General features: G+C 70.0%; 11 protein-coding genes. 8 read left to right on the forward strand and 3 right to left on the reverse strand.

The window, feature by feature from the left end:
- Window positions 1–64 precede the first annotated feature (64 nt).
- The 3 genes from MB901379_RS23230 to embB all read left to right on the forward strand — a co-directional run bounded on the left by MB901379_RS23230 (window position 65) and on the right by embB (window position 7,863).
- Window positions 65–1,021 (forward strand): NHL repeat-containing protein, encoded by a 957-nt coding sequence (locus MB901379_RS23230; RefSeq protein ID WP_158018736.1) that lies wholly within the window; start codon window positions 65–67, stop codon window positions 1,019–1,021.
- Window positions 1,022–1,216: 195 nt separating this feature from the next.
- Window positions 1,217–4,567 (forward strand): arabinosyltransferase domain-containing protein, encoded by a 3,351-nt coding sequence (locus MB901379_RS23235; protein WP_158018737.1) that lies wholly within the window; start codon window positions 1,217–1,219, stop codon window positions 4,565–4,567.
- Between the two features lie 5 nt (window positions 4,568–4,572).
- Complete coding sequence (embB, locus tag MB901379_RS23240) at window positions 4,573–7,863, forward strand: arabinosyltransferase EmbB (protein WP_408632400.1); 3,291 nt, start codon at window positions 4,573–4,575, stop codon at window positions 7,861–7,863.
- Between the two features lie 102 nt (window positions 7,864–7,965).
- Here embB and MB901379_RS23245 read toward each other — a convergent pair whose 3' ends face one another.
- Entirely contained in the window at window positions 7,966–9,420 is a 1,455-nt protein-coding gene (locus tag MB901379_RS23245; protein ID WP_158018739.1) for an arylsulfotransferase family protein, read from the reverse strand.
- 165 nt (window positions 9,421–9,585) lie between these two features.
- Here MB901379_RS23245 and MB901379_RS23250 point away from each other — a divergent pair, with 165 nt between their 5' ends.
- The 5 genes from MB901379_RS23250 (at window position 9,586) to MB901379_RS23270 (ending at window position 19,828) form a co-directional block, all read left to right on the forward strand.
- Window positions 9,586–10,101, forward strand: a complete 516-nt coding sequence (locus tag MB901379_RS23250) for a hypothetical protein (RefSeq protein WP_158018740.1) — start codon at window positions 9,586–9,588, stop codon at window positions 10,099–10,101.
- 113 nt (window positions 10,102–10,214) lie between these two features.
- The gene (locus MB901379_RS23255; RefSeq protein WP_232021945.1) at window positions 10,215–10,682 is read left to right on the forward strand and encodes a hypothetical protein; all 468 of its coding nucleotides are present in this window, start codon (window positions 10,215–10,217) and stop codon (window positions 10,680–10,682) included.
- Between the two features lie 309 nt (window positions 10,683–10,991).
- Window positions 10,992–13,640 (forward strand): PE family protein, encoded by a 2,649-nt coding sequence (locus MB901379_RS23260; RefSeq protein WP_158018742.1) that lies wholly within the window; start codon window positions 10,992–10,994, stop codon window positions 13,638–13,640.
- 249 nt (window positions 13,641–13,889) lie between these two features.
- Window positions 13,890–16,535, forward strand: a complete 2,646-nt coding sequence (locus MB901379_RS23265) for a PE family protein (protein WP_158018743.1) — start codon at window positions 13,890–13,892, stop codon at window positions 16,533–16,535.
- Window positions 16,536–16,873: 338 nt separating this feature from the next.
- A complete protein-coding gene (locus MB901379_RS23270) occupies window positions 16,874–19,828 on the forward strand; it encodes a PE family protein (RefSeq protein WP_158018744.1) in 2,955 nt (984 codons plus the stop codon).
- Between the two features lie 26 nt (window positions 19,829–19,854).
- Here the strand turns inward: MB901379_RS23270 and MB901379_RS23275 are convergent, their stop codons facing one another.
- Complete coding sequence (locus tag MB901379_RS23275; RefSeq protein WP_158018745.1) at window positions 19,855–21,423, reverse strand: acyl-CoA carboxylase subunit beta; 1,569 nt, start codon at window positions 21,421–21,423, stop codon at window positions 19,855–19,857.
- On the reverse strand, window positions 21,423–26,762 hold the full coding sequence (gene pks13, locus MB901379_RS23280; RefSeq protein WP_158018746.1) for a polyketide synthase Pks13: 5,340 nt from the start codon (window positions 26,760–26,762) through the stop codon (window positions 21,423–21,425). The genes MB901379_RS23275 and pks13 overlap by 1 nt, the downstream gene beginning before the upstream one ends.
- Window positions 26,763–26,765: the final 3 nt, after the last annotated feature.

Here is a 26,765-nt window from a genome sequence, read left to right on the forward strand (position 1 = left end):
TCCAATGCGGCACGGTCCACTCGGGGCCCCCAACAAACAGCGTCGCGTTGCCTACGATGGGCAGATGGCAGCCGGGCCAGCGGATACCTGTGCGCGACCTCCGCCGTGGTGGCGACGGACCACCATCACGGTCCCGGCCGCCCTGCTGACGATCGCCGCCGTGATCGCGGTCATCGTGGTCTTGGTCCCGCGACCGGACAGTGCGCCAACCGGCCGGGGGTACGGCTCGCAGATCATCCTGCCGTTTCCTGGCCTGCAGGAGCCCGGCGAGGTAGCCGTCGACGCCGCCGGCGCCGTCTATGTCGCCGACCGTCGCAACGACCGGGTGCTGGTGTTGGCTGCGGGCAGCGACGCACCCACCGAGCTGCCCTTTCACGACCTCGACCTACCAATGGCGCTGGCCGTGGACACCGTGGGCGCTGTCTACGTAGCCGACCTTGGCACCGATGGCGTCGCGGGCCGCGACGATCGAGTGCAGAAGCTGCCCGCCGGGGCGACCGCGCCCACGGAGCTGCCGTTCCCCGATCTTTCGGTGCCGTCCGCCATCGCCGTCGACACGGCCGGCGCCGTGTACGTGGCGGAGCAGGGGAACAACCGGGTGCGCAAGCTGCCCCACGGGGCGGCGACACCGATCCAACTGCCGTTCACCGAAATCGCCGTTCCTTCCGGCTTGGCCGTCGATGCGGCTGGCAACGTCTATCTGGCGACCTCCGCTGCCAACACCCACCGCCTCGGCCCCCACGATCCGGTGCGCAAGCTGGCCCCGGGAGCGGCCAAGCCCGCAAAACTATCTCTCACCGGCCAGCGGGTGGCGGTCGACGCGAGCGGCGCCATCTATGTCACCGACCCGGACCGACGGGGTTACGCTCACGTGCTGAAATACGACGCCGGGGCCGGCGCACCCACCGAACTGCCGCTTGATGGCGTCCGCACGACAGACGGACTGGCGGTGGATTCCGATGGCACGGTCTACGTCGTGGACGTAAGCAACGCCCGGGTGCTCAAGTTGCCGATCGAATGAGTCAGCGGCAACTGCTCCGCGGGCACATGCGGTTTTCGCTTCCCACTTGCTTTCCGGCCAGCAGTGACATGGTCGCGGGCGCGTCGCACAAACGGTGACCGCACTTCCGGCGACGAGACCCTATCTCCCCCGACTGGCCCCGGCGCGGCCCGGGGTCCGAAATGCGCTCAGGCGCGTCGCCTACCATCGACCCTCGTGCCCCTCGACGGTAATGAGCGATCCCACCGGATCGCCCGATTAGCAGCCGTCGTCCTGGGGATCGCCGGACTGCTCTTGTGCGCCTTGGTGCCCTTGCTGCCGGTCAAGCAGACGACGGCGACGATCCTGTGGCCTCAGGGCAATCCGGCGGAGGGCAATAACACCCAGATCACCCAGATCACCGCGCCGCTGGTGTCCGGGGCCCCGCGGGCATTGGATATCTCCATCCCGTGCTCGGCGATCGCCACCCTGCCCGCCGACGGCGGCCTGGTGCTGTCCACCCTGCCGGCCGGCGGCGTGGACACCGGCAAGCACGGACTGTTCGTGCGCGCCAACAAGGATGCGGTTGTGGTCGCCTTCCGGGACACGGTGGCCACGGCCGCACCGCGGTCGGCGATTGCCGACGGCCGCTGCGACGTGCTGCACATCTGGGCCGACGCCACCGGCGCAGGCGCAGACTTCGTCGGAATTCCCGGCGCCGCGGGGACGCTGCCCCCCGAGAAGAAGCCTCAGATCGGTGGAATCTTCACCGACCTGAAGGTCCCCGCTCAGCCCGGCCTATCCGCGCGCATCGACATCGACACCCGATTCATCACGACGCCGACGGCGACCAAGACGATCGTGATGGTGCTGGGCACGCTGGCCGTCCTGGGCGCCATCCTCGCCCTCACGGCCCTGGATCGCCTTAGCCGGGGCGGCGAGGCGCTGCGCAGCTGGCGCTCGCCGATCGCCTGGCTGGCCCGCTATCGCCCGCGGGTGCACCGGGCCACCTGCTGGCGCGTCGGCGCCGCGACCTGGCTCGCCGATGCCGGCGTCATCGCCACCCTGCTGCTCTGGCATGTCATCGGCGCCATCTCCTCCGACGACGGCTACAACCTGACCATCGCGCGGATCGCGCCGAATGCCGGCTACGTCGCCAACTACTACCGTTACTTCGGCACAACCGAGGCACCCTTCGACTGGTATCCGAGCCTGCTGGCCAAGCTGGCGTCCGAGAGCACGGCCGGCGTGTGGATGCGCCTGCCAGCCACGCTGGCCGGGATCGCCTGCTGGCTGATCATCAGCCGATGCGCGCTGCGGCGCCTGGGACCCGGGCGAGGAGGCCTGGCCGGCAACCCGGTGGCGGTATTCACCGCCGGGGCGGTATTCCTGGCCGCCTGGCTACCGTTCAACAACGGACTGCGGCCGGAGCCGCTGATCGCGCTGGGCGTGCTGGTGACCTGGATGTTGGTGGAACGCGCGATCGGGCTGGGCCGACTGGCTCCCGCTGCGGTTGCCATCTTCGTGGCCATGCTGACCGCGACACTGGCGCCGCAAGGACTGATCGCCGTCGCCGCACTGCTTACCGGCGCCAAGGCCATCGCCCAGGCGATTCAGCGTCGCCGGGCCGCGGACGGGCTGCTGGCGCCATTGGCGACACTGGCCGCGTCGTTGTCGCTGATCGCGGTGGTGGTGTTCCGCGACCAGACGCTGGCCACGGTCGCCGAGTCGGCACGTATCAAGTACAAGGTCGGTCCGACGATCGCCTGGTATCAGGACTTCCTGCGGTACTACTTCCTGACCGTGGAGAGCAACGCCGAAGGGTCGATGGCGAGGCGGTTCGCGGTGCTGGTGCTGCTGCTCTGCATGTTCGGGATGCTGTTCGTGTTGCTGCGCCGCGGCCGGGTGTCGGGGGTGGCCAGCGGCCCCGCCTGGCGGCTGATCGGGAGCACCGCCATTGGGCTGCTGCTGCTGACGTTCACCCCCACAAAATGGGCCATCCAGTTCGGCGCGTTCGCCGGATTGGCCGGCGCCCTGGGGGCGCTGACCGCGTTCACCGTGTCCCGAATCGGCCTGCACAGTCGACGCAACCTGGCGCTGTACGTCACCGCCCTGCTGTTCGTGCTGGCGTGGGCCACATCCGGCATCAACGGGTGGTTCTACGTGGGCAACTATGGGGTGCCGTGGTACGACATTCAGCCCGTCATCGCCAGTCACCCGGTGACGTCGATGTTCCTGACGTTGTCGATCCTGACCGGGCTGCTGTCCGCTTGGTACCACTTCCGGATGGACTACGCCGGGCACACCGAGGTCAAAGACAATCGGCGCAACCGAGTGCTGGCCTCCACCCCACTGCTGGTGGTGGCCGTCATCATGGTGCTGGGCGAAGTCGGTTCGCTGGCCAAGGGCGCGGTGTTTCGCTACCCGCTGTACACCACCGCGAAGGCCAACCTGGCCGCGCTGACGTCCGAGCTGTCACCGACCAGCTGCGCCATGGCCGACGATGTGCTGGCCGAGCCGGATCCCAATGCCGGCATGCTGCAGCCACTTCCGGGCCAGACATTCGGGCCGGACGGCCCGCTCGGGGGCATCAATCCCGTCGGCTTCAAACCCGGGGGCGTGGGCGAGGATCTCAAGTCCGACCCGGTGGTCAGCAAGCCCGGCGTGGTCAATTCCGACGCCTCCCCCAACAAACCCAATGCCGCCATCACCGACTCGGCGGGTACCGCTGGCGGACGGGGCCCGGCCGGTGTGAACGGGTCGCACGCGGCGCTGCCCTTCGGCCTGGATCCGGCGCGCACGCCCGTGATGGGCAGCTATGGCGAGAACTCGTTAGCCGCAACCGCGACGTCGGCCTGGTATCAGCTGCCCACCGATTGGCAAGCCGACACCGCAGATCGGCCGCTGGTGGTGGTTACCGCGGCGGGCGCGATCTGGTCCTACAAAGAAGACGGTGACTTCGTGTACGGCCAGTCGCTGAAGCTGCAGTGGGGCGTGACCCGACCCGACGGCACCACCCAGCCACTCGGCCAGGTGTTCCCGATCGATATCGGGCCCCAGCCGGCGTGGCGCAACCTGCGGTTCCCGTTGGCCTGGGCGCCGCCCGAGGCCAACGTCGCACGCATCGTCGCCTACGACCCAAACCTGAGCCCCGAACAATGGTTCGCGTTCACGCCACCGCGGGTTCCGGTGCTGGAGACCTTGCAACAGCTGGTCGGGTCGCAAACCCCGGTGCTGATGGACATCGCTACCGCGTCCAGCTTCCCGTGTCAGCGACCGTTCGCCGAACACCTCGGTGTCGCCGAACTTCCGCAGTATCGGATCCTGCCCGATCACAAGCAGACCGCGGTGTCGTCGAACCTGTGGCAGTCCGCCCAAAACGGTGGGCCGTTCCTGTTCACCCAGGGTCTGCTGCGAACGTCGACCATCGCGACGTATTTGCGGGGCGACTGGCATCGCGACTGGGGATCGGTCGAACAGTATTACCGGCTGGTGCCGGCCGACCAGGCGCCCAACGCCGTCATCGAAGAGGGTGTGATTACGGTGCCCGGCTGGAGTCGACAAGGACCGATTAGGGCCCTGCCATGAGCGTCATGAACGAAAACGAGCAGGTCACTTCCGCGGTACCGACGCGGGGCCGCAACGACGTGCGGGTGACGCGGTGGATGGCGACGATCGCGGGCCTGATCGGCTTCTTGCTGTCGATAGCGACACCGCTGCTACCCGTCGTGCAGACCACCGCGATGCTCAACTGGCCGCAAAACGGGCAGCTGGGCAGCGTGACGGCGCCGTTGATCTCGCTGACGCCGGTCGATCTGACGGCCACGGTGCCGTGCAGCGTGATCCGCGACATGCCCGCCAAGGGCGGGGTGGTGCTGGGCACCGCGCCCAAGCAAGGCAAAGACGCCAACCTACAGGCGTTGTTCGTCGTGGTCAGCAGCCAACGGGTGGATGTGACCGATCGCAACGTGGTGATCTTGTCGGTACCACGCGACCAGGTGGTCGGCGGCGCGAATGCGCCGGGATGTTCAACCATCGAGATCAGCTCCACCCATGCCGGCACCTTCGCCACCTTCGTCGGCCTCAAGGACCCATCCGGCGCCCCGCTGCGCAGTGGCTATCCGGATCCGAACCTGCGTCCGCAGATTGTCGGGGTGTTCACCGACCTGTCCGGGCCGGCACCGGACGGATTGCGGCTCTCGGCGACCATCGATACCCGGTTCTCCACCACCCCGACGACGCTGAAGTTGTTGGCGATCATCGGCGCGATCGTGGCCACCACCGTCTCGCTGATCGCGCTGTGGCGCCTCGACCAGCTCGATGGCCGCGGCTCGATGACGCAGCACCTCCTCAGGCCGTTCCGGTCTGCATCGTCGCCGGCCCGCCGCATGCGCCGCCTGATCCCGGCCAACTGGCGCACCTTCACCCTGGTCGACGCCGTGGTGATCTTCGCCTTCCTGCTCTGGCATGTCATTGGGGCCAACTCCTCCGACGACGGCTACATCCTGGGCATGGCGCGCGTGGCCGACCACGCGGGCTACATGTCCAACTACTTCCGCTGGTTCGGCAGCCCCGAGGACCCGTTCGGCTGGTATTACAACCTGCTGGCGCTGATGACTCACGTCAGCGACGCCAGCATCTGGATGCGGCTGCCGGACCTGTTCGCCGCGCTGGTGTGCTGGTTGCTGTTGTCCCGTGAGGTGCTGCCCAGGCTGGGGCCGGCCGTGACGGCCAGCAAACCCGCGAACTGGGCCGCGGCGATGGTCCTGCTGACCGCGTGGATGCCGTTCAACAACGGCCTGCGCCCGGAGGGCATCATCGCGCTGGGCTCGCTGGTTACCTACGTACTCATCGAGCGGTCGATGCGTTACGGGCGGTTGACGCCGGCGGCGCTGGCGATCATCGCCGCCGCGTTTACGTTGGGCGTCCAACCCACCGGCCTGATCGCGGTGGCCGCGCTGGTCGCCGGCGGCCGTCCCATCCTGCGGATCCTGGTCAAACGCCGACGCCAGGTCGGCACGTTGCCGTTGCTGTCCCCGATGCTGGCCGCCGGCACCATCATCCTGACCGTGGTGTTCGCCGACCAAACACTGTCCACCGTGTTCGAAGCGACCCGGGTTCGGGGCAAGATCGGCCCCAGCCAGGCCTGGTACACCGAGAACCTGCGCTACTACTACCTCATCCTGCCCACCGTCGACGGCTCGCTTTCCCGTAGGTTCGGCTTCCTGATCACCGCCCTGTGCTTGTTCACCGCGGTGTTCATCATGTTGCGGCGCAAGCGGATTCCCGGCGTGGCCCGGGGGCCGGCGTGGCGGCTGATGGGCGTCATCTTCGGCACCATGTTCTTCCTGATGTTCACCCCCACCAAATGGGTGCACCATTTCGGGCTGTTCGCCGCCGTGGGCGCGGCGATGGCCGCGCTGACGACGGTGCTGGTATCGCCAGCCGTGCTGCGCTGGTCGCGCAATCGGATGGCGTTTTTGGCGGCGCTGTTCTTCTTGCTGGCGTTGTGCTGGGCCACCACCAATGGCTGGTGGTACGTGTCCAGTTACGGAGTCCCGTTCAACAGCACCATGCCGAAGATCGCCGGCATTACAGTCAGCACAATATTTTTCGCTCTGTTCGCGATCTCCCTGCTGTATGCGTCGTGGTTGCACTTCGCCCCGCGCGGCAGCGGGGAGGGGCGCGTGACCACAGCGCTGACCACGGCGCCGGTAGCAATTGCCGCCGGCTTCATGGCGCTGGTGTTCGTCGCGTCGATGGGTATCGGGATCGTCAGGCAATACCCCACCTATTCCAATGGCTGGTCCAACCTGCGGGCATTCGTGGGCGGCTGCGGTCTGGCCGACGACGTGCTGGTCGAGCCGGACACCAATGCGGGCTTCATGACACCGCTGCCCGGCCACTACAGTCCGCTGGGTCCCTTGGGCGGGGTCAGCCCGGTCGGCTTCACATCCAACGGCGTGCCGGAGCACACCGTCGCGGAGGCGATCGTGATGAAGCCGAATCAGCCTGGCACCGACTACGACTGGGATCAGCCCACCAAGCTGACGACCCCGGGTATCAACGGGTCCACCGTGCCGTTGCCGTACCAGTTGGATCCGGCGAGGGTTCCGCTGGCCGGCACGTACACCACCGGGGCGCAGCAGCAGAGCACGCTCACGTCGGCGTGGTATCAACTGCCCAAGCCGGACGACGGGCATCCGTTGGTGGTGATCACCGCCGCCGGCAAGATCGCCGGAAACAGCGTCCTGCACGGCTATACCCCGGGGCAAACCGTGGTCCTCGAGTACGCCAGACCGGGCCCCGGCCCGCTGGTGCCCGCAGGACGGATGGTGCCCGATGATCTGTTCGGGGAGCAGCCCAAAGCGTGGCGCAATCTGCGCTTTGCCCGTGACAAGATGCCCGCCGACGCGGTCGCGGTCCGGGTGGTGGCCGAAGACTTGTCGTTGACGCCGGAAGACTGGATCGCCATCACCCCGCCACGGGTGCCGGACCTGCGCTCGTTGCAGGAATACGTCGGGTCGACACAACCGGTGCTGCTGGACTGGGCGGTCGGGCTGGCGTTCCCGTGCCAGCAACCGATGTTGCACGTCAACGGCGTGACCGAGATCCCGAAGTTCCGCATTACGCCGGACTACAACGCCAAGAAGTTGGACACCGACACCTGGGAAGACGGCGTCAACGGCGGCCTGCTGGGCATCACCGATCTGCTGCTGCGGGCCCACGTCATGGCGACCTATCTGTCCCGCGACTGGGCCCGCGACTGGGGGTCACTGCGTCAGTTCGACACTCTGGTCGACGCCCCGCCTGCGCGACTCGATTTGGGTACCGCGACCCACAGCGGATTGTGGTCACCGGGCAAGATCCGGATCGGACCGTAGTTAGTCGAGGCTGCGCCTAGCGCGCCCAAGTCGCCGCTAGCGGCGCCCTGGTCGCAGACTCGCCGCCACGATCGCAGACTGGGTGGATCAACCCCGCGCGGCTTAGCGGATGACCGGCGCTGACTGGTTGAGCACAGCGCCGTCAACGTCGAGTGCCTGCAGCTGGTAGTAGCCGTCGGAGTCACCGGTGAGGGTGATTGCGGTGTCGTACCCGGCCCAGGCCACCGTGCTCAGCGGCGTCATCGCGTTGCTCTGCGGCCCGCGCAGCAATCGCCACTGGGCCACCTTGGTGGCACCGTTCCAGACGGCGTGCGCGGTGTTGGCGGTGAAGGTCAGCTGCGGCGGTTCGATGGGATCGCCAGTCCATTCCTCCAGGAACGCGCGATAGGTGCCGCCGGTCAGGGTGGCGTCGTACACCATGTCACCGGCCGCGGTGAACTCGGCGATGTGTTCGGCGGTACCCCATCCGGAGAAGGTGTTGCCGCCCGGCAGTTGTTGCAGGTTGCCCATGGCACCGGCGCTGAGATTTGCCGGATGCCGCTGCGCGCGGATCAAACTGGCCCGGCCGGCCTTGGTGTCCAAGCGGATCCATTTCAAACTGCTCGGCACGCTACCGCCACTCTTTTGTCCCTGGTTACCTTCGAAATGGTTGTCAAACAGCGTGAGCGTGTTGGCCTCAGGCATCTCGGCATCGTGCTGGTAGGCAAATTCGACGCCGTCGGACATGGCGAAGGTGGAGTGCTTGCCGCCCAGCCGCCAATTGATGGCACCGGTGCGGTAGTCGATGTTGAAGACCGTGGATAGCGACCGCATGCTGATCACCAGGTTTCCGACCGGATCCAGCGCGATCGAATTCAGGTGATACGGGTCGAAGACCTGTCCGGGGGTGTAGGTAGCCGGCGAGTCCGCGATCGGCACGTGACTCATCGCGTCCCACTGGAACAGCGTCTGCCGAGACGCTACGTCGATCACCGAGGCGACACAGTTGTAGGCCTTGCCGTCTTTTGGCCCGCCGACGGCGGTCAGGTCGGCGCTGACCTGCTGGTATGAGCTGATCAGGGCGCGGCCATCGGCGGTGAGCCGGAATTCGTGGATGTCTGACGAGAGGTCGCCGCCGGGGGTCAGCGTGGCGATCACCTTGTAGTGCTCGTCGGCGATGTAGCTGACCCCGAGCCCGTGGCCACCCTGTTTGAGACCCTGCCACCAGGTGAGCACCGGCTTTCCCCGGTAGTGCTGGACCCGCAGGTTGCCCGCGGTTTGGCCGGCCGGCAGTTCGCGTTGCCACACCAAATTGCCGGCCCGGTCGGAAATGACCAGCACGCTGGGGCGCGAGTCGATCCCGGGATTGGCCGCCGTGGTGCCGTAGACGAAGAACACATGGCCGGGCGCACCCCTGGGGCCGTTGACGTTGACCGTATAGCCCAGCGATTGCGCCGAGACGCCGGCGATCGGCGATGAGGTCGCCGAGGTGCTCTCATGTGAACCGCACGCGGCGGCCAACCCGCCGACGAGAACGCCACCGGCCGCGGCTCCGAACTGTCGCCGGGAGATCCGCAATCCTGACCTCCTTCGCGGGGGCGCACCTAGTGCCGTCGGTCGATTGTGGTTATACCAGCCGCGCCTTTGAGTCCGGGACAACAACCACAGGCGACGTTTGCGCCTCGGCGATGCGGTCAATAGCTACAGCGGGCGGGCAAACCAATGAGCAGAGACGGTGGGGCAATGCGCAGGCCGATACGAGCATTGACGTTGGTGGCAGCAACCACAGCGGGGATCGGCACCGCGACATTGGCCGGAAGTGGTCTCGCCGCTGGGTCTCCAAGTTCCGCCGGCACCAGGGTCGCACTACGCGCGAATTTGCGGCACTGCGATTTCAGCCCAACCGCGTTTGCGCCCGTGGTGCCGCAGGCCCCACTGGGTACCGGTACGGCCGTCGTCCACCAGGCGGGGTCGACGGTCGCCGTGGAGGTCAACCTGGTCAACGCCGCCTTGCCGGGAATGCACTACGACGTCGGCCTGATCCAGGCACCCCGGTCCGCTGCGGCTCCGTGCGGTCCGGGCGATCCAAACACCGTATTCGCGGGCATGGATCTCGATGCCGCCGGCCGGGGCGCAGTCACCATCGGTGACGCCGTTCGATCCGGCACGACCGCTGTCTGGGTGATCGTCGAGCGCCCTAGCGACCATTCCCAAAATCCCGCTGAGGTCTACACGTCCGAATTCTTGGTGCCGGTATAGCACGCGGCCTGACGAAATCCCTGAACAGACGGGACTTCAGTCCCTACCGCGGCAGTCCGGTGAGTGGTCCGATGGAAGGTGATTCGGCAATGGCGTCGAATGGAGGTATGGCCATGAACGTTTCACCAGAGTCGCAAGCCCGGACCCGCATGTATGCCCGGGTGCTCGGCCCCTTCCTTGTGATCATCGATGCGATGGCTGTGGTGCGCGCCTCGGATATGCGGAGCTTGCTGTCTCAGTTTGAGGCGAACTCCCTGTGGACCTGGGTGACTGGCGCCTTCATTTTGGGAATTGGCCTTGTCATCGTCGCGGGCCACCAGTATTGGCGCGGCGCAGCGGCGATCATCGTGTCGTTGCTGGGCTGGCTTGTCACGCTGCGCGGCCTGTTCTTGCTGGCGTTCCCCAAGGCATTCATATCGCTGGCCAACACCATGGTTGGTGCGACAGCCCTATGGGTCGGGCTGTGCATCGCTTTCGCACTGGTCGGGATCTACTTGACCTATGTTGGCTGGGCCCCGAGCCCCAGCCGGCCGACGCAGCACACGGCAACGGCGACGCCGAATCTTCCGCGGGCCGCGTAACCGGGCATCGACATCGAGGTGGCGCCCTGCCACCAACCCTCACCCGGGCCGCCGCGACCGATCAGCGGGGTGTGTGGCGGCCGGGGTGTGCGGCTGGCCAGCGTCGTCTTGGCGGCGCCGGCGATTGCCTGCGGGCACAGCGTGGTGGCCGCGGGTGCGCGCCCCTGGGTCCCGGCCAACCCTGCGCCGGAGCCGATTACGCGAAAACCCAGCGGGGTTGACCGACACCATCGTATGTTGATGGCTGTCAATAAATGAGGGACACAGTGTCTCGGTAGGTCGATTCCCGGGCCAGTTGGAGGGTTCGCTTTGTCGTATGTTGCCGCAATCCCGGAGATAATGACCAGGGCAGCAACGGATCTAGGCACTATCGGCACCGCCGTGAGCCAGGCCAGCGCGGCCGCAGCGGCCCCGACCACCAGCGTGCTCGCCGCCGGCGCCGACGAGATATCGCAGGCGATCGCCGCGCTATTCGGCATGCACGGACAGGCCTATCAACAACTCAGCACTCAAGCCGCGGCGTTTCACACCCAGTTCGTCGAGACCTTGAGCGGCACCGCGACGTCGTATGCGATCGCCGAGGCGGCCAACGCGACACCGCTGCAGGCTGGACTCGACCTGCTCAACGCACCCACCCAGGCGCTGCTGGGGCGCCCGCTGATCGGCGATGGCGCCAACGGGGCACCCGGACAAGCCGGCGGCGCCGGCGGACTACTCTACGGCAACGGCGGCAACGGCGGCACCAGCACCACCGCCGGGGTGGCCGGCGGCGCCGGTGGCGATGCCGGGCTGATCGGCAACGGCGGGGCCGGCGGCGGTGGCGGCGCCGGCGCGATCGGCGGTGCCGGCGGGCGCGGCGGCTGGCTGATCGGCAACGGCGGGGCCGGCGGCGCCGGCGGTACCGCGACCGCGGTCGGCTTCCCGGGCGCTGTCGGCGGCGCGGGCGGCGCCGGTGGCAGCGCCGGACTGTGGGGCAACGGTGGCTCCGGCGGCGACGGCGGCGGTGGCGGCATGGGTGCGGCCGGCTCCGGCGACGGCGGCCTCGGCGGAGCCGGCGGCCAAGCAGGCAACGGCGGGCTGCTATTCGGTAACGGCGGGACCGGCGGGCAAGGCGGCGCCGGCGGGACCGGCGGCGGCGAGGCCGTCGAAGGTATCGCCGGCGCCGGCGGTAACGGCGGCCATGGCGGCGGTGGCGGTACCGGGGGCCTGCTCTTCGGCAGCGGTGGCGCCGCGGGCGACGGCGGCACCGGCGGCGACGGCGGCGCCGGCGACTTCTTCACCACCGCGCGCGGCGGCGCGGGCGGCGACGGCGGGGCCGGCGGCACTGCCGGCAATGCCGGGTTGTGGGGCTCCGGCGGGGCCGCCGGGGCGGGCGGCCACGGCGGCTCCGGCGGCGACGGCGGGTACAACGCTTTAGATCCGACCAGCGGTGGCGACGGCGGGTCTGGCGGTGTCGCCGGTGTGGCCGGTAGCGGTGGGCTGCTGTTCGGCAACGGCGGAGCGGGCGGCCAAGGCGGTGCCGGCGGAAACGGCGGCGACAGTGGCGGCTCAGAACGCGGTGAGAACGGCGGGGCCGGTGGCGGTGGCGCCGCTGGCGGAAACGCCGGCCGGGCGGGGCTGCTTGGGGGTGACGGCGGGGCCGGCGGCGCAGGCGGTGCCGGCGGGGCCGGCGGGGCGGGTTCTGGCGCGCCCGGCGTCGGCGGTGACGGCGGAGCGGCCAGCAAGGCAGGACTGCTGTGGGGTGACGGCGGGGCCGGCGGTGCCGGCGGCGCCGGCGGCAACAGCGGCGGCACCGCGCAGAACCACGAATCCGTCATCGGTGGGGCCGGCGGCACCGGCGGCACCGCCGGCAATGCGGGCCTGCTGTTCGGCAATGGCGGAGCCGGAGGGGCCGGCGGCGACGGCGGCGCCGGCAGCAACGCCCGCATCTCCGGCACCGCTCCCTCCGGTGACGGCGGGCTCGGCGGCGCGGGCGGGGCCGGCGCCACCGGCGGCACGGCCGGGCTGCTGTTCGGCGACGGCGGGGCCGGCGGCGACGGCGGTGACGGCGGTGGGGGCGGTTCCGCCAACGGCGGCGGCGGCGACGGCCTGGGTGGCAACGGCGGTGGCGGCGGTGTGGCTGGGTCGGGCGGCAACGCCGGCTGGCTGTTCGGCACCGGCGGCGCCGGCGGACACGGTGGCGGTGGGGGCGGCGGCGGCGACGCCGGTGGCTACGGCGGCAACGGCGGCATCGGCCGCACCGGCGGAGACGGTGGCACCGGCGGCAACGGCGGCGGCGGCGGAACGGGCGGGCTGTTGTTCGGCGATGGCGGACTCGGAGGACAGGGAGGCGACGGCGGCGGCGGCGCCCAAGGCGGTCAAGGAAACACGGCTGGTGGCGTCGGCGGCGACGGCGGCGACGGCGGCGACGCCGGGAGCGCCGGTGCCGGCGGGCTGCTGTTCGGCAACGGCGGGGCCGGCGGTCAAGCCGGTGGCGGCGGCAACGGCGGGGCCGGCGGCTACGGTGGGGCCGGCGGCAAGGGCGGCGACGCCGGTAACGGCGGGGCCGGCGGCTCCGGTGGGGCCGGCGGAGAGCTGTTCGGCGACGGCGGGCTCGGCGGCCGGGGCGGTACCGGCGGTACCGGCGGTCCCGGCGGCACCGCCAGCCTGGGAATTCCCAGCAGCGGCGGGAATGGCGGGGCCGGCGGCGCCGCCGGCGACGGTGGCACGGCCGCCTCGTTCGGCAACGGCGGCAACGGCGGGCACGGCGGTGACAGCGGCAACGGCGGCAGCGGCGCGCACGGTGGGCCAAGCGGCGCCGTGGGCGCCGGCGGCGACGGCGGCAACGGCGGCGATGCTCGGCAGCTCGGCAGGGGCGGCAGCGGCGGGGACGGCGGGATCGGCGTACCCAGCGGGACCGACGGCGCCAACGGCGCCGGGGTGCTGCTGCCCGGCCAGGCCGCCGCCACCTGGACATAGCCCGCGGCAGCGTGTGGCGGCCGGGGTGTGCGGCTGGCCAGCGTCGTCTTGGCGGCGCCGGCGATTGCCTGCGGGCACAGCGTGGTGGCCGCGGGTGCGCTCCCCTGGGTCCCGGCCAGCCCTGCGCCGGAGCCGATTACGCGAAAACCCAGCGAACGTGGCCAACGTCGCCATACGTTGGTAGTCGTCAATGACCACTGGACACAGTGTCTCGGTAGGTCGATTCCCGGGCCAGTTGGAGGGTTCGCTTTGTCGTATGTTGCCGCAATCCCGGAGATAATGACCAGGGCAGCAACGGATCTAGGCACTATCGGCACCGCCGTGAGCCAGGCCAGCGCGGCCGCAGCGGCCCCGACCACCAGCGTGCTCGCCGCCGGCGCCGACGAGATATCGCAGGCGATCGCCGCGCTATTCGGCATGCACGGACAGGCCTATCAACAACTCAGCACTCAAGCCGCGGCGTTTCACACCCAGTTCGTCGAGACCTTGAGCGGCACCGCGACGTCGTATGCGATCGCCGAGGCGGCCAACGCGACACCGCTGCAGGCTGGACTCGACCTGATCAACGCACCCACCCAGGCGCTGCTGGGGCGCCCGCTGATCGGCGATGGCGCCAACGGGGCACCCGGACAAGCCGGCGGCGCCGGCGGACTGCTCTACGGCAACGGCGGCAACGGCGGCACCAGCACCACCGCCGGGGTGGCCGGCGGCGCCGGTGGCGATGCCGGGCTGATCGGCAACGGCGGGGCCGGCGGCGGTGGCGGCGCCGGCGCGATCGGCGGTGCCGGCGGGCGCGGCGGCTGGCTGATCGGCAACGGCGGCGCCGGCGGCGCCGGCGGTACCGCGACCGCGGTCGGCTTCCCGGGCGCTGTCGGCGGCGCGGGCGGCGCCGGTGGCAGCGCCGGACTGTGGGGCAACGGTGGCTCCGGCGGCGACGGCGGCGGTGGCGGCATGGGTGCGGCCGGCTCCGGCGACGGCGGCCTCGGCGGAGCCGGCGGCCAAGCAGGCAACGGCGGGCTGCTATTCGGTAACGGCGGGACCGGCGGGCAAGGCGGTGACGGCGGCGCCGGTGGGGCCGGAGATGCCGGCACAAACGGCGACGGCGGGGCGGGCGGTAAAGGCGGCGACGGGGGCAGCGGCGGCTCCGCTGGCGTGTTGTTGGGTAGCGGCGGATCCGGCGGAACCGGCGGAGCGGGTGGCGACGGCGGCACCGCTGCGAGTGTCGCCGCCGGTACCGTCGGCGGGGCCGGTGGCGCCGGGGGGACCGGCGGCAATGCGGGCAACTCGTGGTTGTGGGGCAACGGCGGTGTCGCGGGCGCGGGCGGTGCCGGCGGCGACGGCGGAGCCGGCGGAAATCCCGCCTCGGCCGACAGCCAGGGCGGCGCAGGCGGAGCTGGAGGTGGCGCCGGGTCAGCCGGCCGCGCCGGTGTGCTGTTCGGTAATGGAGGCGACGGCGGAGCCGGCGGCAACGGCGGCGACGGCGGCGATAACGGCAACCGCCGTCTGGGCGACAGCACGGGCGGCGATGGCGGCAGTGGTGCCGCGGGCGGGCACGCCGGCGCGGCGGGATTGTTATTCGGCCACGGCGGCGCTGGAGGTGACGGCGGTGACGGCGGCAACGGCGGAGCCGGTATCGGAGTCGGTGCCAGCGGCGGAGATGGCGGGGCAGCCAGCAAGGCGGGACTGCTCTGGGGCAACGGCGGGTCCGGAGGTAGCGGCGGCAACGCCGGTAGTAGCGGGTCTACCTGGGCAAACCGTGGCAACGCGAGCGGCGGCACGGGCGGGGCCGGCGGCGCCGCTGGTGACGCGGGATTGTTCTTCGGCAATGGCGGAGCCGGCGGTGGCGGCGGAGACGGTGCCGCCGGCAGCGATTCGGAATTGGCCGGCAGCGTCCCGGTCGGAGACGCCGGCGCCGGTGGTGCCGGAGGCGATGGCGCCGCGGGCGGCAAGGCCGGGCTACTGATCGGAAGCGGTGGTAACGGCGGCGGTGGCGGCGACGGTGGCGGCGGCGGTTCAGCCATCCTCACCAGCGACGGCCTCGGGGGAATCGGTGGTGATGGCGGCGTCGGCGGAGCGGCCGGCAGTGCGGGCTGGCTGTTCGGCGCCGGCGGGTCCGGCGGACAGGGCGGTGGCGGTGGTGATGGCGGCGCCGGCGGCGTGGGTCTCGGCGGGGTCGGGATCGGGCGCCTCGGCGGGGACGGCGGCGTCGGCGGCAGCGGCGGCAGCGGCGGAGCCGGCGGGCAGCTGTTCGGCGAGGGCGGACAAGGCGGACACGGAGGCAGCGGCGGTCAAGGCGGGCAAGGCGGGCAAGGCAACATCGGTGGCGGACAAGGCGGGCAGGGGGGCGACGGCGGCGACGCCGGCAACGGCGGGACCGGCGGACAGCTGCTCGGCGACGGCGGGGCCGGTGGGCATGCCGGCAGTGGCGGAGACGGCGGCGCCGGCGGCGCCGGTATCACCACAGGAGGTGCCGGTGGGACGGCTGGTGGCGGCGGGACCGGCGGCACCGGTGGAAGCGGAGGGACGGTATTCGGGGCCGGCGGAGCCGGCGGGCAGGGCGGCACCGGCGGCACGGGCGGCGATCCGGGCCTGGACGGTATCGGCAATCCCGCCGATGGCGGGGACGGCGGCAGCGGTGGCAACGCCGGCGGGGGCGGGCACGCCGCACTGGTCGGCGATGGCGGACTCGGCGGCCGCGGAGGTGACGGCGGCCAAAGCGGCGGGATTGGCGGCGTCGTCGGCGGTGGCGGCAACGGCGGCAATGGCGGCGACGCGCGGCTGATCGGCAACGGCGGTAACGGCGGCAACGGCGGCGTCGGTGCGCCGAACGGGACCGGCGGAGCCGGTGGCACCTGGGGGCTGCTGTTCGGTCAACCCGGAACGCCGGGGACGTAGCCACAACGTCCTTGGGTTGTCCCGGCTGCCGCACGGCGGCGCCCCGCAGGCTGCCGAATTGTCGGCCCCGACGTTGGCGTGGCACCTCCCGGCCAAGGCCAATCGGCACCGCGGGTCTAGGCAATCGCGGCGCTTGTACTCCTGCGGCGTGAACTCGCGGGCTGGCCCGTTCTCGCGGTGGCCGCGCACCGCAGCGAGTTCCTTGGCGACGGTCACGCCCAACCTGCGACCGGGCGGATTGCCCGAGTCACCGAAAACATCGTATGTTGATACTTGTCAATAAATGATGGACGCAATGTCTCAATAGGCCGATTCCCGGGCCAGTTGGAGGGTTCGCTTTGTCGTATGTTGCCGCAATCCCGGAGATAATGACCAGGGCAGCAACGGATCTAGGCACTATCGGCACCGCCGTGAGCCAGGCCAGCGCGGCCGCAGCGGCCCCGACCACCAGCGTGCTCGCCGCCGGCGCCGACGAGATATCGCAGGCGATCGCCGCGCTATTCGGCATGCACGGACAGGCCTATCAACAACTCAGCACTCAAGCCGCGGCGTTTCACACCCAGTTCGTCGAGACCTTGAGCGGCACCGCGACGTCGTATGCGATCGCCGAGGCGGCCAACGCGACACCGCTGCAGGCTGGACTCGACCTGCTCAACGCACCCACCCAGGCGCTGCTGAACCGCCCGCTGATCGGCGATGGCGCCAACGGGGCACCCGGACAAGCCGGCGGCGCCGGCGGACTGCTCTACGGCAACGGCGGCAACGGCGGCAACGGTGCGGCCGGCCAGGCAGGTGGTGCCGGCGGCAACGCGGGGCTGATCGGCAACGGCGGCAACGGCGGGGTCGGCGGGCCCGGGGCAGCGACCGGCTTCGCCGGCGGCACCGGCGGCACCGGCGGGTGGCTGTTCGGCAACGGCGGCAACGGCGGAACCGGTGGCGCCACCGATTTCCAGAGCGTCAGTGGCGTCGGCGGGACCGGAGGCACCGCGGTGGGCCTGTTCGGACACGGCGGCAATGGCGGCGACGGCGGCATCCCCCGCAGCGGGACTGGCGGTACCGGCGGTGCCGGCGGCGCCGGCGCGCTGTTGTATGGCAACGGGGGCAACGGCGGCAACAACTACGCCGGCCTCGGTGACGCCGGCGCTGGGGGGGATGCTCGCCTGTTCGGACACGGCGGCACCGGCGGCTGGACTGCCGGCGGCAGCCTCGATTCGGTGGGCGGCGCCGGCGGAAACGGCGGGCTGCTGTACGGCAACGGCGGCAACGGCGGCTACAACCTGTCCGGAGGCGCCGGCGGCGCCGGCGGTAGCAGCGGCGTGTTCGGCAACGGTGGCGATGGCGGCGACGTGATCCATGGCACGACCGGAACGATCGCGGGCGCCGGCGGTCACGCAGGAGGGTTCGGCAACGGCGGCGACGGTGGCTCCATCGGGGGAGCCGGCACCGGCGGCAACGGCGGCAACGGCGGCATGCTTATCGGCAACGGCGGCGATGGCGGGACCGGTGACGGCATCATTTCAGGCGGCACCCCGACCACTGGTGGCAACGGCGGCCACGCCGTCGGCATGATCGGCAACGGTGGCGACGGCGGCACCGGTGGCGCCAGCAGCACGTTGTCCGGTTTCGACAGTAGTGCCGGTGGCCGCGGTGGCAACGGCGGCAACGGCGCCTGGTTGTTCGGCGACGGTGGGTCCGGCGGCGGCGGAGGTGTCGGTGGTCTGGGCTACGCCGGTACCGACGCCTACGCTGGCGGCGCCGGCGGCAACGGCGGCACCGGCGCACTACTCGGCAACGGTGGTTCCGGTGGCGCCGCCGGCGCCAGCCTGAGCCCCAACACCGCCCCAAGTGCCGGCGGCAACGGCGGGGATGCCCAGTTGATCGGCACCGGCGGCACCGGCGGGTTGGGCGACTCAGGCGGCCCCGGCGGGGCAAACGGTACCGATGGCCCACTGTTCGGCAATCCGCTAGACCCGATCAACGCCCCCACCCGGGCGCTGTTCGGGCGCCCGCTGTTCGGCGACGGCGCCGATGGGGCCCCAGGGCAAGCCGGTGAGGCCGGCGGGTTGCTCTACGGCGACGGCGGCGATGGTGGCAACGGATTGCCCGGTGCGCCCGGAGGTGCCGGCGGGGCCGCCGGGTTGATCGGCAACGGCGGCAACGGGGGAATCGGCGGGCCTGGCACCAGCGGCCAACCCGGGGGCGCGGGTGGGGCCGGCGGCTGGCTCATCGGCGACGGCGGCAATGGCGGGATCGGCGGGGGCGGCACGACCGGAGTTGGCGGAGTCGGTGGCGCCGGCGGCAACGCCGTCGGGCTGTTCGGCGACGGCGGTGACGGCGGCGACGGCGGGTTGCGTGGGCCCAGATTCAACACGGGCGGCAACGGCGGTGACGGCGGCACCGGCGGCTGGCTGTACGGCAACGGCGGCAACGGCGGCAACACCGGAGTGGGCAACGCCCCCGCCGGTGCCACCGCTGGGGCTGGCGGCGCTGCACGGCTGATTGGCTACGGCGGTGACGGCGGCCACGCTGGCACCGGCGCCAACGGCGCCGGTGGTGCCGGCGGCAAGGGCGGCTGGCTCATCGGCGACGGCGGGGACGGTGGCCATGCGCACAGCGGGGCGAATGCCACCGGTGGAGTTGGCGGCAACGGCGGAGTCTTCGGCAGCGGCGGCGACGGCGGTGATGTGCCCGGTGGCGGTTCCGGTAGCGCCGCTGGCGCCGGCGGCAACGCCGGGTGGTTCGGCCATGGTGGTGACGGCGGCGGTAACGGCGAAAATGGTGTCGGCGGTTCCGGAGGCAATGGCGGGCTAATGGTCGGCGACGGGGGCGACGGCGGCAATGCCGCAGTCGCCGGGGCCCTCGCCACGGGTGGAGCCGGCGGCCACGCCGTGGGGCTGTTCGGCGACGGCGGCGACGGCGGCACCGGCGGAACCGCCCGCTTCGACTCGGCCGGCGGTACTGGCGGTGACGGTGGAAACGGCGCCAGGATATTTGGTCGCGGCGGCGTCGGCGGCTCCGGCGGAACCGGCGGCCTCGACTCTCCGAGCAACGGCTACGCGGGCGGCAACGGCGGCAACGGGGGCCGGTCCGGACTAATCGGCGACGGCGGAACCGGCGGGGCCGCGGGCAGCAGCCGAAGTTCCGTCACCGTTCCCAGCGCCGGCGGCAACGGCGGCAACGCGCAGTTGGTCGGCAATGGTGGCGACGGTGGACCCGGCGACTCCGGTGGCCCCGGCGGCGCCGGCGGTACCGCCGGGTCGCTTCTCGGCCAGAACGGTTCCGCTGGACGGTAACCGCGGAGTGGCGCGAGCGCTAACTACTAGACCGGGATCAGGCCATGCTTTCGGGCTAACCGAGCCCACTGCTGCTTGTCCCGCAACAAATGCATCGACTTGCGGATGAGCAGCCGGGTCTCATGCGGGTCGACGACCGCGTCGATAAACCCGCGCTCCGCGGCGATCCACGGGATCGCCATGTTGAGGTTGTAGCCCTCGATGAAGTCTCGCTTGATGGCCTGAGCCTCAGGCGTAGTCGGGTCGGGGAAGCGTTTCATCAACAACTGCGCGGCACCGTCGGCACCGATCACCGCGATGCGCGCGGTGGGCCAGGCGAAGTTGAAGTCGGCGGTCAGCTGCTTGGAGCCCATCACGGCATACGCGCCGCCGTAGGACTTGCGAATAGTGATGGTCACCTTCGGCACGTCTGCTTCCACCACGGCGTACAGGAACCGCCCGCCGCGCTTGATGATGCCGTTCTTCTCCTGCTCCGCCCCGGGCAGGAACCCCGGCGTATCCACCACGAAAACCAACGGAATCTTGAACGAGTCACAGAACCGGACGAAACGCGCGGCCTTGTCGGAGGCCTCATTGTCAATGGCCCCGGACATGTGCATGGGCTGGTTGGCGACCACACCCACGGCGCGTCCGTCGACGCGCGCGTAGCCGGTGATCATAGCCTGCCCGCCTTGGGCGGCGACATCGAGAAAATCGCCGTCGTCGAAGATCCGCAACAGGATCTCGTGCATGTCGTAGGCCATGTTGTCGGAGTCCGGCACGATCGAGTCGAGTTCCAGATCGCTCGGGGTGAGTTCGGGCTCCAGCCCGGGGTTTACGATCGGCGGCTCACCGAAGCAGTTGGACGGCAGAAACGACAAGAAGTCGCGCACGTACTGGAAGGCGGCTTCCTCCGACTCCACCACCTGGTGGATATTGCCGTAGCGAGCCTGCGCGTCGGCGCCGCCCAACTCGTCGAGGGTGACCTCCTCGCCGGTGACGTCCTTGATCACGTCGGGCCCGGTGACGAACATGTAGCCCTGGTCGCGCACCGCCACCACCAGATCCGTCTGGATCGGCGAATACACCGCTCCCCCGGCGCATTTGCCCAGGATGATGGAGATCTGCGGCACCACTCCGGACAACAGCTCGTGTCGACGGCCCAGTTCGGCGTACCACGCCAGCGAGGTCGCTGTGTCCTGGATGCGAGCGCCGGCCGAGTCGTTGATGCCGATGATCGGGCAACCAACCATCGCGCACCACTCCATCAACCGGGACACCTTGCGGCCGAACATCTCGCCAACGGAACCTTGAAACACGGTCTGGTCGTGGGAGAACACCCCGACCGGGCGGCCGTCGATCATGGCGTGGCCGGTGACCACGCCATCGCCGTAGAGCGCGTTGGGGTCGCCCGGTGTCTTGCACAAGGCGCCGATCTCGAAGAACGTGCCCGGGTCGACCAGCGCGTGCACGCGGGCGCGGGCGCTCGGGATGCCCTTCTTATCGCGCTTGGCGGCGGCCTTCTCACCGCCCGGCTCCTTGGCCAACTCCAGCCGAGCGCGCAGCTCGGCCAGCTTCTCGGCTGTGGTGTGCAGAGTTGGCTCGGTCACCGTCACTACTTGCCTACCTCACTCGTCGGTTCAGCCTGGATGGCGTCCAGCGCGCGACTCATGTGTTCGCCCACTTTGGCGATGATCGGCTCGTCGATGGCCTGGATGTGTTCGCCACCGATCGGCACGACCTCGAGGTCGGAGACGTACTCGCCCCAGCCACCGTCGGGCTGGCGAACGGCATAGCGCGGCTCGAACATGATCGCGTCGTCATGGTAACGATCGGCCATGTAGAGGGTGACATGCCCGTCGAATGGCTGGATCTGTGCGGTGTCGATCGCCCGGTTGTCCAGGTACGACGTCCGCTGGTGTTCGATGATCCCGGCCGGGATCTGCACACCACTTTGGCTGACCGCATCCAGCACAAACCGGACCTGGCCCTCGTCGTCGAGCTCTTCAAGCTGCTCGTACGGGATCTCCGGGACGGTGACGTTAAAAGTCTTCTCGGCGAAGCGGGCGTAGCGGTCCCAACGCTTGCGGATCTCCTCCTTGGTTTGCGGGATCTCCTCACCGGCACGCACCGCGTCGATCAGACCCACGAACCGGACGTCTTTGCCCGCCCGTTTGAGCCCGATTGCGCAGGCATAGGCCAGCACGCCACCCAACGACCAGCCGACCAGGATGTAGGGGCCGTCGCCCTGCATCTCGATCAGCTTCGGCACATAGGCCTCCGCACGTTCTTCGATCGACCCCTCGACCCGTTCGAATCCGTACATCGGTGTATCCGCCGGTAGCCGGTTGAGCAGCGGTTCGTACACCACCGTCGATCCGCCGGCCGGATGGAACACGAATACCGGTGGCTTCGTGCTGCCCTCCGGCCGTGCCCGCAGGGTGCGCACGAACCCATCGATTGTGCCCGCCTCGAGGTAGCCGCGCACCTTCTCGGCCAGCGCCTCGATGTTTTGCGACGTCAGCACGTCCTCGGCGCTGATCGGTCCTTCGGCGCGCTCGGAGAGCCGCTGAGCCATCTTGGCGGCTTGGTCGGCGTCCAGTTTGGGCAGCGGATTGAAGATGCCGCCCGGGGACTTGCCGGTCACGATCGCCCAGGTCGCGAAGGTGACCCGCTCGGCCGCATCACGCGGGGGCACGTCGGAGTTCAGTGCCTTGGCAACGGTTTCCTGGCTGAGCGCCTCGGCCACCCCGGCGAGGTTCGGTTGCCCGTTGCCCGCCGGGCCGGACGGGTCCGTTGGCGGCGGCGGAATGGGCGCGTCCGAGGCCGGTGACGACGGGGGTGGGGTCGGGGCAGGCTCCTCCGGCGCCGCTGGCGTGTGAGAGCCGGCCGTGCCGTGCATCAGCTCCGCCTGCGCCCGAGCGATTTCCTCGGCCGTCTGCGTCTTCTGGTGCTCGTGTAGCTGTTCGACTTCGTCGCGATGCTCGACCGCGTACTCGATCAGCTTTTCGACGTTGTACAGGTTCGCGTCGCGGACTGCGGTCAGCTGAATGGGCGGTAGATCGAAGTCGTATTCGACACGGTTTTTGATCCGCACCGCCATCAGTGAGTCCAGACCCAGCTCGATCAGCGGCACTTCCCAAGGCAGGTCCTCGGGCTCGTAGCCCATGGCGGAACCGACGATCAGACCCAGTCGGTCCGCGATGGTTTCCCCCGAGTCCGGCGACCACCTGCCCACGTCAGAGGGCAGGTAGCGGTTGGTCAGGCTGTCCGACAGCGTTTCGGCGTCCGGCGCTTCGGCGGGGGCCTCCGGCGCGCCGGTCCCCTCAGCGGGGGCCACCACCGCCATGCCCGCACCGACGGCCGCCGGCAAGACCGAGTCTTGACCGGCGCGGGCGACCAGTGCGTCGTAGACCAGCGTGAAGGATTCGTCGATGCGGGCGTGCACCTGGACGGCGGCGCCGCCGGGATGCCGGGTCATGGTGGTCACCAACCGCGCACCGTCGCCGGGCACCGCGCGCTGTTCCGCGGCCGTCAGTTGGGCGTCCGAAAGCACTTGGACCGCCGCGGCGCGCACCAATGCGGCCAGGTCCGTGTTGCCGTCCCGTGGCGAGTACTCCCAGACATGACGACCATCCGGCAACGCCACATGGTTACCCGGCATGATGACCGATGCGTCGCCGGAGAAGTGGGCGGGCAGCCAGTGCTCTTTGCGCTTGAACCTGGTCGGCGGGACGTTCGCATAATCGTCGGGCCCCGAAGCGCGGCTGAACAGCGTCCAGATATCCAGGTCGTGGCCATGCACGTAGAGCTGCGCCAGGGTGGAGGTGATCGATTCCACCTCGTCTTGCTTTCGGGCCAACGTCGGGATCAGCTGGGCATCATGGAGGCCGGCGGCGGCCGTCGTCAGACCCACCTGCATCAGCGCGACCGGGTTGGGCGCCAGCTCTAGGAACGTGGTGTGCCCGCTGTCGACCGCGTTGCGGATCCCGTGGGTGAAGTAGACGCTGTGCCGCAGCCCCTTCTTCCAGTAGTCGACGTCGTGAATGGGTTCACTGCCGGGCTTGATATAGGTGCCCTCGTGCACGGTCGAATAGATCCCGGCCGTCGGACTCATCGGCTTGATGCCCTGCAGTTCCGCCGAAAGCTCGCCGAGCAGCGGATCCATCTGCTGGGTGTGGCTGGCGCCCTTGGTCTGGAACTTACGGGCGAACTTGCCCTCGGATTCCGCGCGCGCGATGATCGCATCCACCTGCTCGGGCGGGCCGCCGATGACCGTCTGGCTCGGCGCGGCGTAGACGCAGACCTCCAGATCGGGGAAGTCGGAGAACACCGTCTTGATCTCGTCGGCGGAGTACTCCACCAGCGCCATCAACCGGATGTACTCGCCGAACAGCATCGCCTCACCCTCGCCCATCAGGTGCGAACGCGAGCAGATCGTGCGGGTGGCGTCGCGCAGCGACAGGCCGCCGGCGAAGTAGGCGCACGCGGCCTCGCCCAGCGACTGACCGACCACCGCGGCGGGCTTGGCACCGTGATGCTTGAGCAGCTCACCAAGCGCGATCTGGATCGCGAAGATGGTGACCTGGGTGGTCTCGATGCCGTAGTCCTGCGAGTCGTCCAGGATCAGTTCCAGCACCGAGTACCCCAGCTCATCCTGGACCAGCGCGTCTACCCTCTCGATCCACTCGGCAAACACCGGGTTGCGCAGGTAGAGGCTCTTGCCCATCTTGCGGTGCTGGGCGCCGAACCCGGCCAGCACCCAGACCGGACCGTTGGTCACCGGCCCGTCGACGCTAAACACGTTCGGTCGCTGCTTGCCCTCGGCGACCGCCCGCAGGCCTTTGATGGCTTCTTCGTGATCATGGGCCAGCACCACCGCACGGGAGCGGCCGTGGTTGCGGCGCGACAGCGACCGCCCGATCGACTCCAGCGACGCGGCCTGGCCTTCCGGCGTCTCCATCCAGTCCGCCAGCTCGGCGGCCGCGGCCTTCTTGCGCGAGGTCAAAAACGCCGACACCGCCAGCGGAATCAACGCGGGCTTGACACCCTCTTCAGCCTCTTGGGCCGCAAGCTCTTGCAGCGCAGCTTCCTTGAGCCGCAGCGCTTCGTCGGTCACGCCCGGCAGTTCGGGCTCGGCCTCTTCGATGCCGGGTGCGTCGGTGATGATTTCGCCGTACTCGTCGAACCGCAGCGCGTGGCTTTCCAGCGCGACGGTCTCGGCCGCGTCGGCGTCCGCCGCCGCAGCGGGCTGGGACTGCGGCTCACGCGCTTCCTTTTCCACCACGTCACGGGGTAGGACCTCGCGCACCACTAGGTGCGCGTTGGCGCCGCCAAAACCGAAGCTGGAAACACCGGCCAGGGCGTAGCCGCCGTAGCGCGGCCAGTCCGTGGCGGTGTCGACCACCTTCAGGCGCATCGCGTCGAAGTCGATGTAGGGGCTCGGCCCAGCGAAGTTGATCGACGGTGGCAGCTTGTTGTGCTGCAGCGCCAAAACCACCTTGGCCATGCTGGCCGCGCCGGCGGCGGACTCCAGGTGGCCGACGTTGGTCTTGACCGCGCCCAGCAACGCCGGCCGGTCGGCGGGACGTCCCCGGCCGACGACGCGGCCCAGCGCCTCGGCCTCGATCGGGTCGCCGAGGATGGTGCCGGTGCCGTGCGCCTCGACGTAGTCGACGTTGCGCGGATCGATGCCGGCGTCCTTGTAGGCCCTGCGCAGCACGTCCGCTTGTGCGTCCTGGTTGGGCGCGATCAGACCGTTGGACCGCCCGTCATGGTTGACCGCGCTGCCGGCGATCACCGCCAGGATCTGGTCACCGTCGCGGCGGGCGTCGTCGACACGCTTGAGCACCAGCATGCCGCCGCCTTCGGAGCGGGTATAGCCGTCGGCGTCCGACGAGAACGACTTGATCCGGCCATCGGGAGCCAGAACCGCGCCAATCTCGTCGAAACCGAGCGTCACCATCGGCGTGATCAGCGCGTTCACCCCGCCGGCGAGGACGACGTCGGCCTCCCCGTTGCGCAGCGCCTGCACGCCCTGGTGCATGGCGACTAGCGAACTCGAGCATGCGGTGTCGACGGTGACCGAGGGCCCCCGGAAGTCATAGAAGTACGACACCCGGTTGGCGATGATCGAGCTGCTGGTACCGGTGATGGCGTACGGGTGCGCGACCGTCGGATCGGAAACGGCCAGGAAACTGTAGTCGTTGGTGGAGCTGCCGACGTACACACCGACCGACTGACCCCGCAGGCTCGAGGCCGGGATACGGGCGTGCTCGAGCGCCTCCCAGGTCAGTTCCAGCGCCATCCGCTGCTGCGGGTCGATGTTGTCGGCTTCGGTCTTGGCGACCGCGAAGAACTCGGAGTCAAAGCCCTTGATGTCCTTCAGGTAGCCGCCGCGGGTCCGGGCGCTCGCGACCCGCGCGGCCAGCCGTGGCTCTTCGAGGAATTCCGACCAGCGGCCCTCGGGCAGATCGGTGATGGCGTCGCGGCCTTCCAGCAGCGCCTGCCAAGTCTGGTCGGGAGTCTCCATGTCGCCCGGGAAACGGGTGGACAGGCCCACGATTGCGATGTCGACGCGCTCGGCAGGGCCGGTGCGCGACCAGTCCATGTCGTCGACGCCCGCAGTGTCGATCTCCGGCTCACCCTCGATGATCCGAGTGGCCAGCGACTCGATGGTTGGATGCTGGAAGGCCACCGCGACCGACAAGGTGACACCGGTCATGTCCTCGATGTCGGCGGCCATCGCCACGGCATCGCGCGACGACAGGCCCAACTCCACCATCGGCACCGACTCATCGATCGAGTCCGGTGACTTTCCGACGGCATTGCCCACCCAGTTGCGCAGCCACTGCCGCATCTCGGGGACCGTCATGTCGCTCTTGTTGGCGGGCGGGGTGCCGGGCTGGTCGGTTCGCGGGTCCTCGTTCGATTGGGGTGCGTCTAAATCAGACATGGG

Source organism: Mycobacterium basiliense, from assembly GCF_900292015.1.
GTDB lineage: Bacteria > Actinomycetota > Actinomycetes > Mycobacteriales > Mycobacteriaceae > Mycobacterium > Mycobacterium basiliense.

Bases quoted from the DNA above. Each gene is read 5' to 3' on its own strand.
- MB901379_RS23250 (WP_158018740.1), top strand. From the start codon at position 9,586: ATGCGCAGGCCGATACGAGCATTGACGTTGGTGGCAGCAACCACAGCG.
- MB901379_RS23255 (WP_232021945.1), top strand. From the start codon at position 10,215: ATGAACGTTTCACCAGAGTCGCAAGCCCGGACCCGCATGTATGCCCGG.
- pks13 (WP_158018746.1), bottom strand. From the start codon at position 26,762: ATGTCTGATTTAGACGCACCCCAATCGAACGAGGACCCGCGAACCGAC.
- embB (WP_408632400.1), top strand. From the start codon at position 4,573: ATGAACGAAAACGAGCAGGTCACTTCCGCGGTACCGACGCGGGGCCGC.
- MB901379_RS23230 (WP_158018736.1), top strand. From the start codon at position 65: ATGGCAGCCGGGCCAGCGGATACCTGTGCGCGACCTCCGCCGTGGTGG.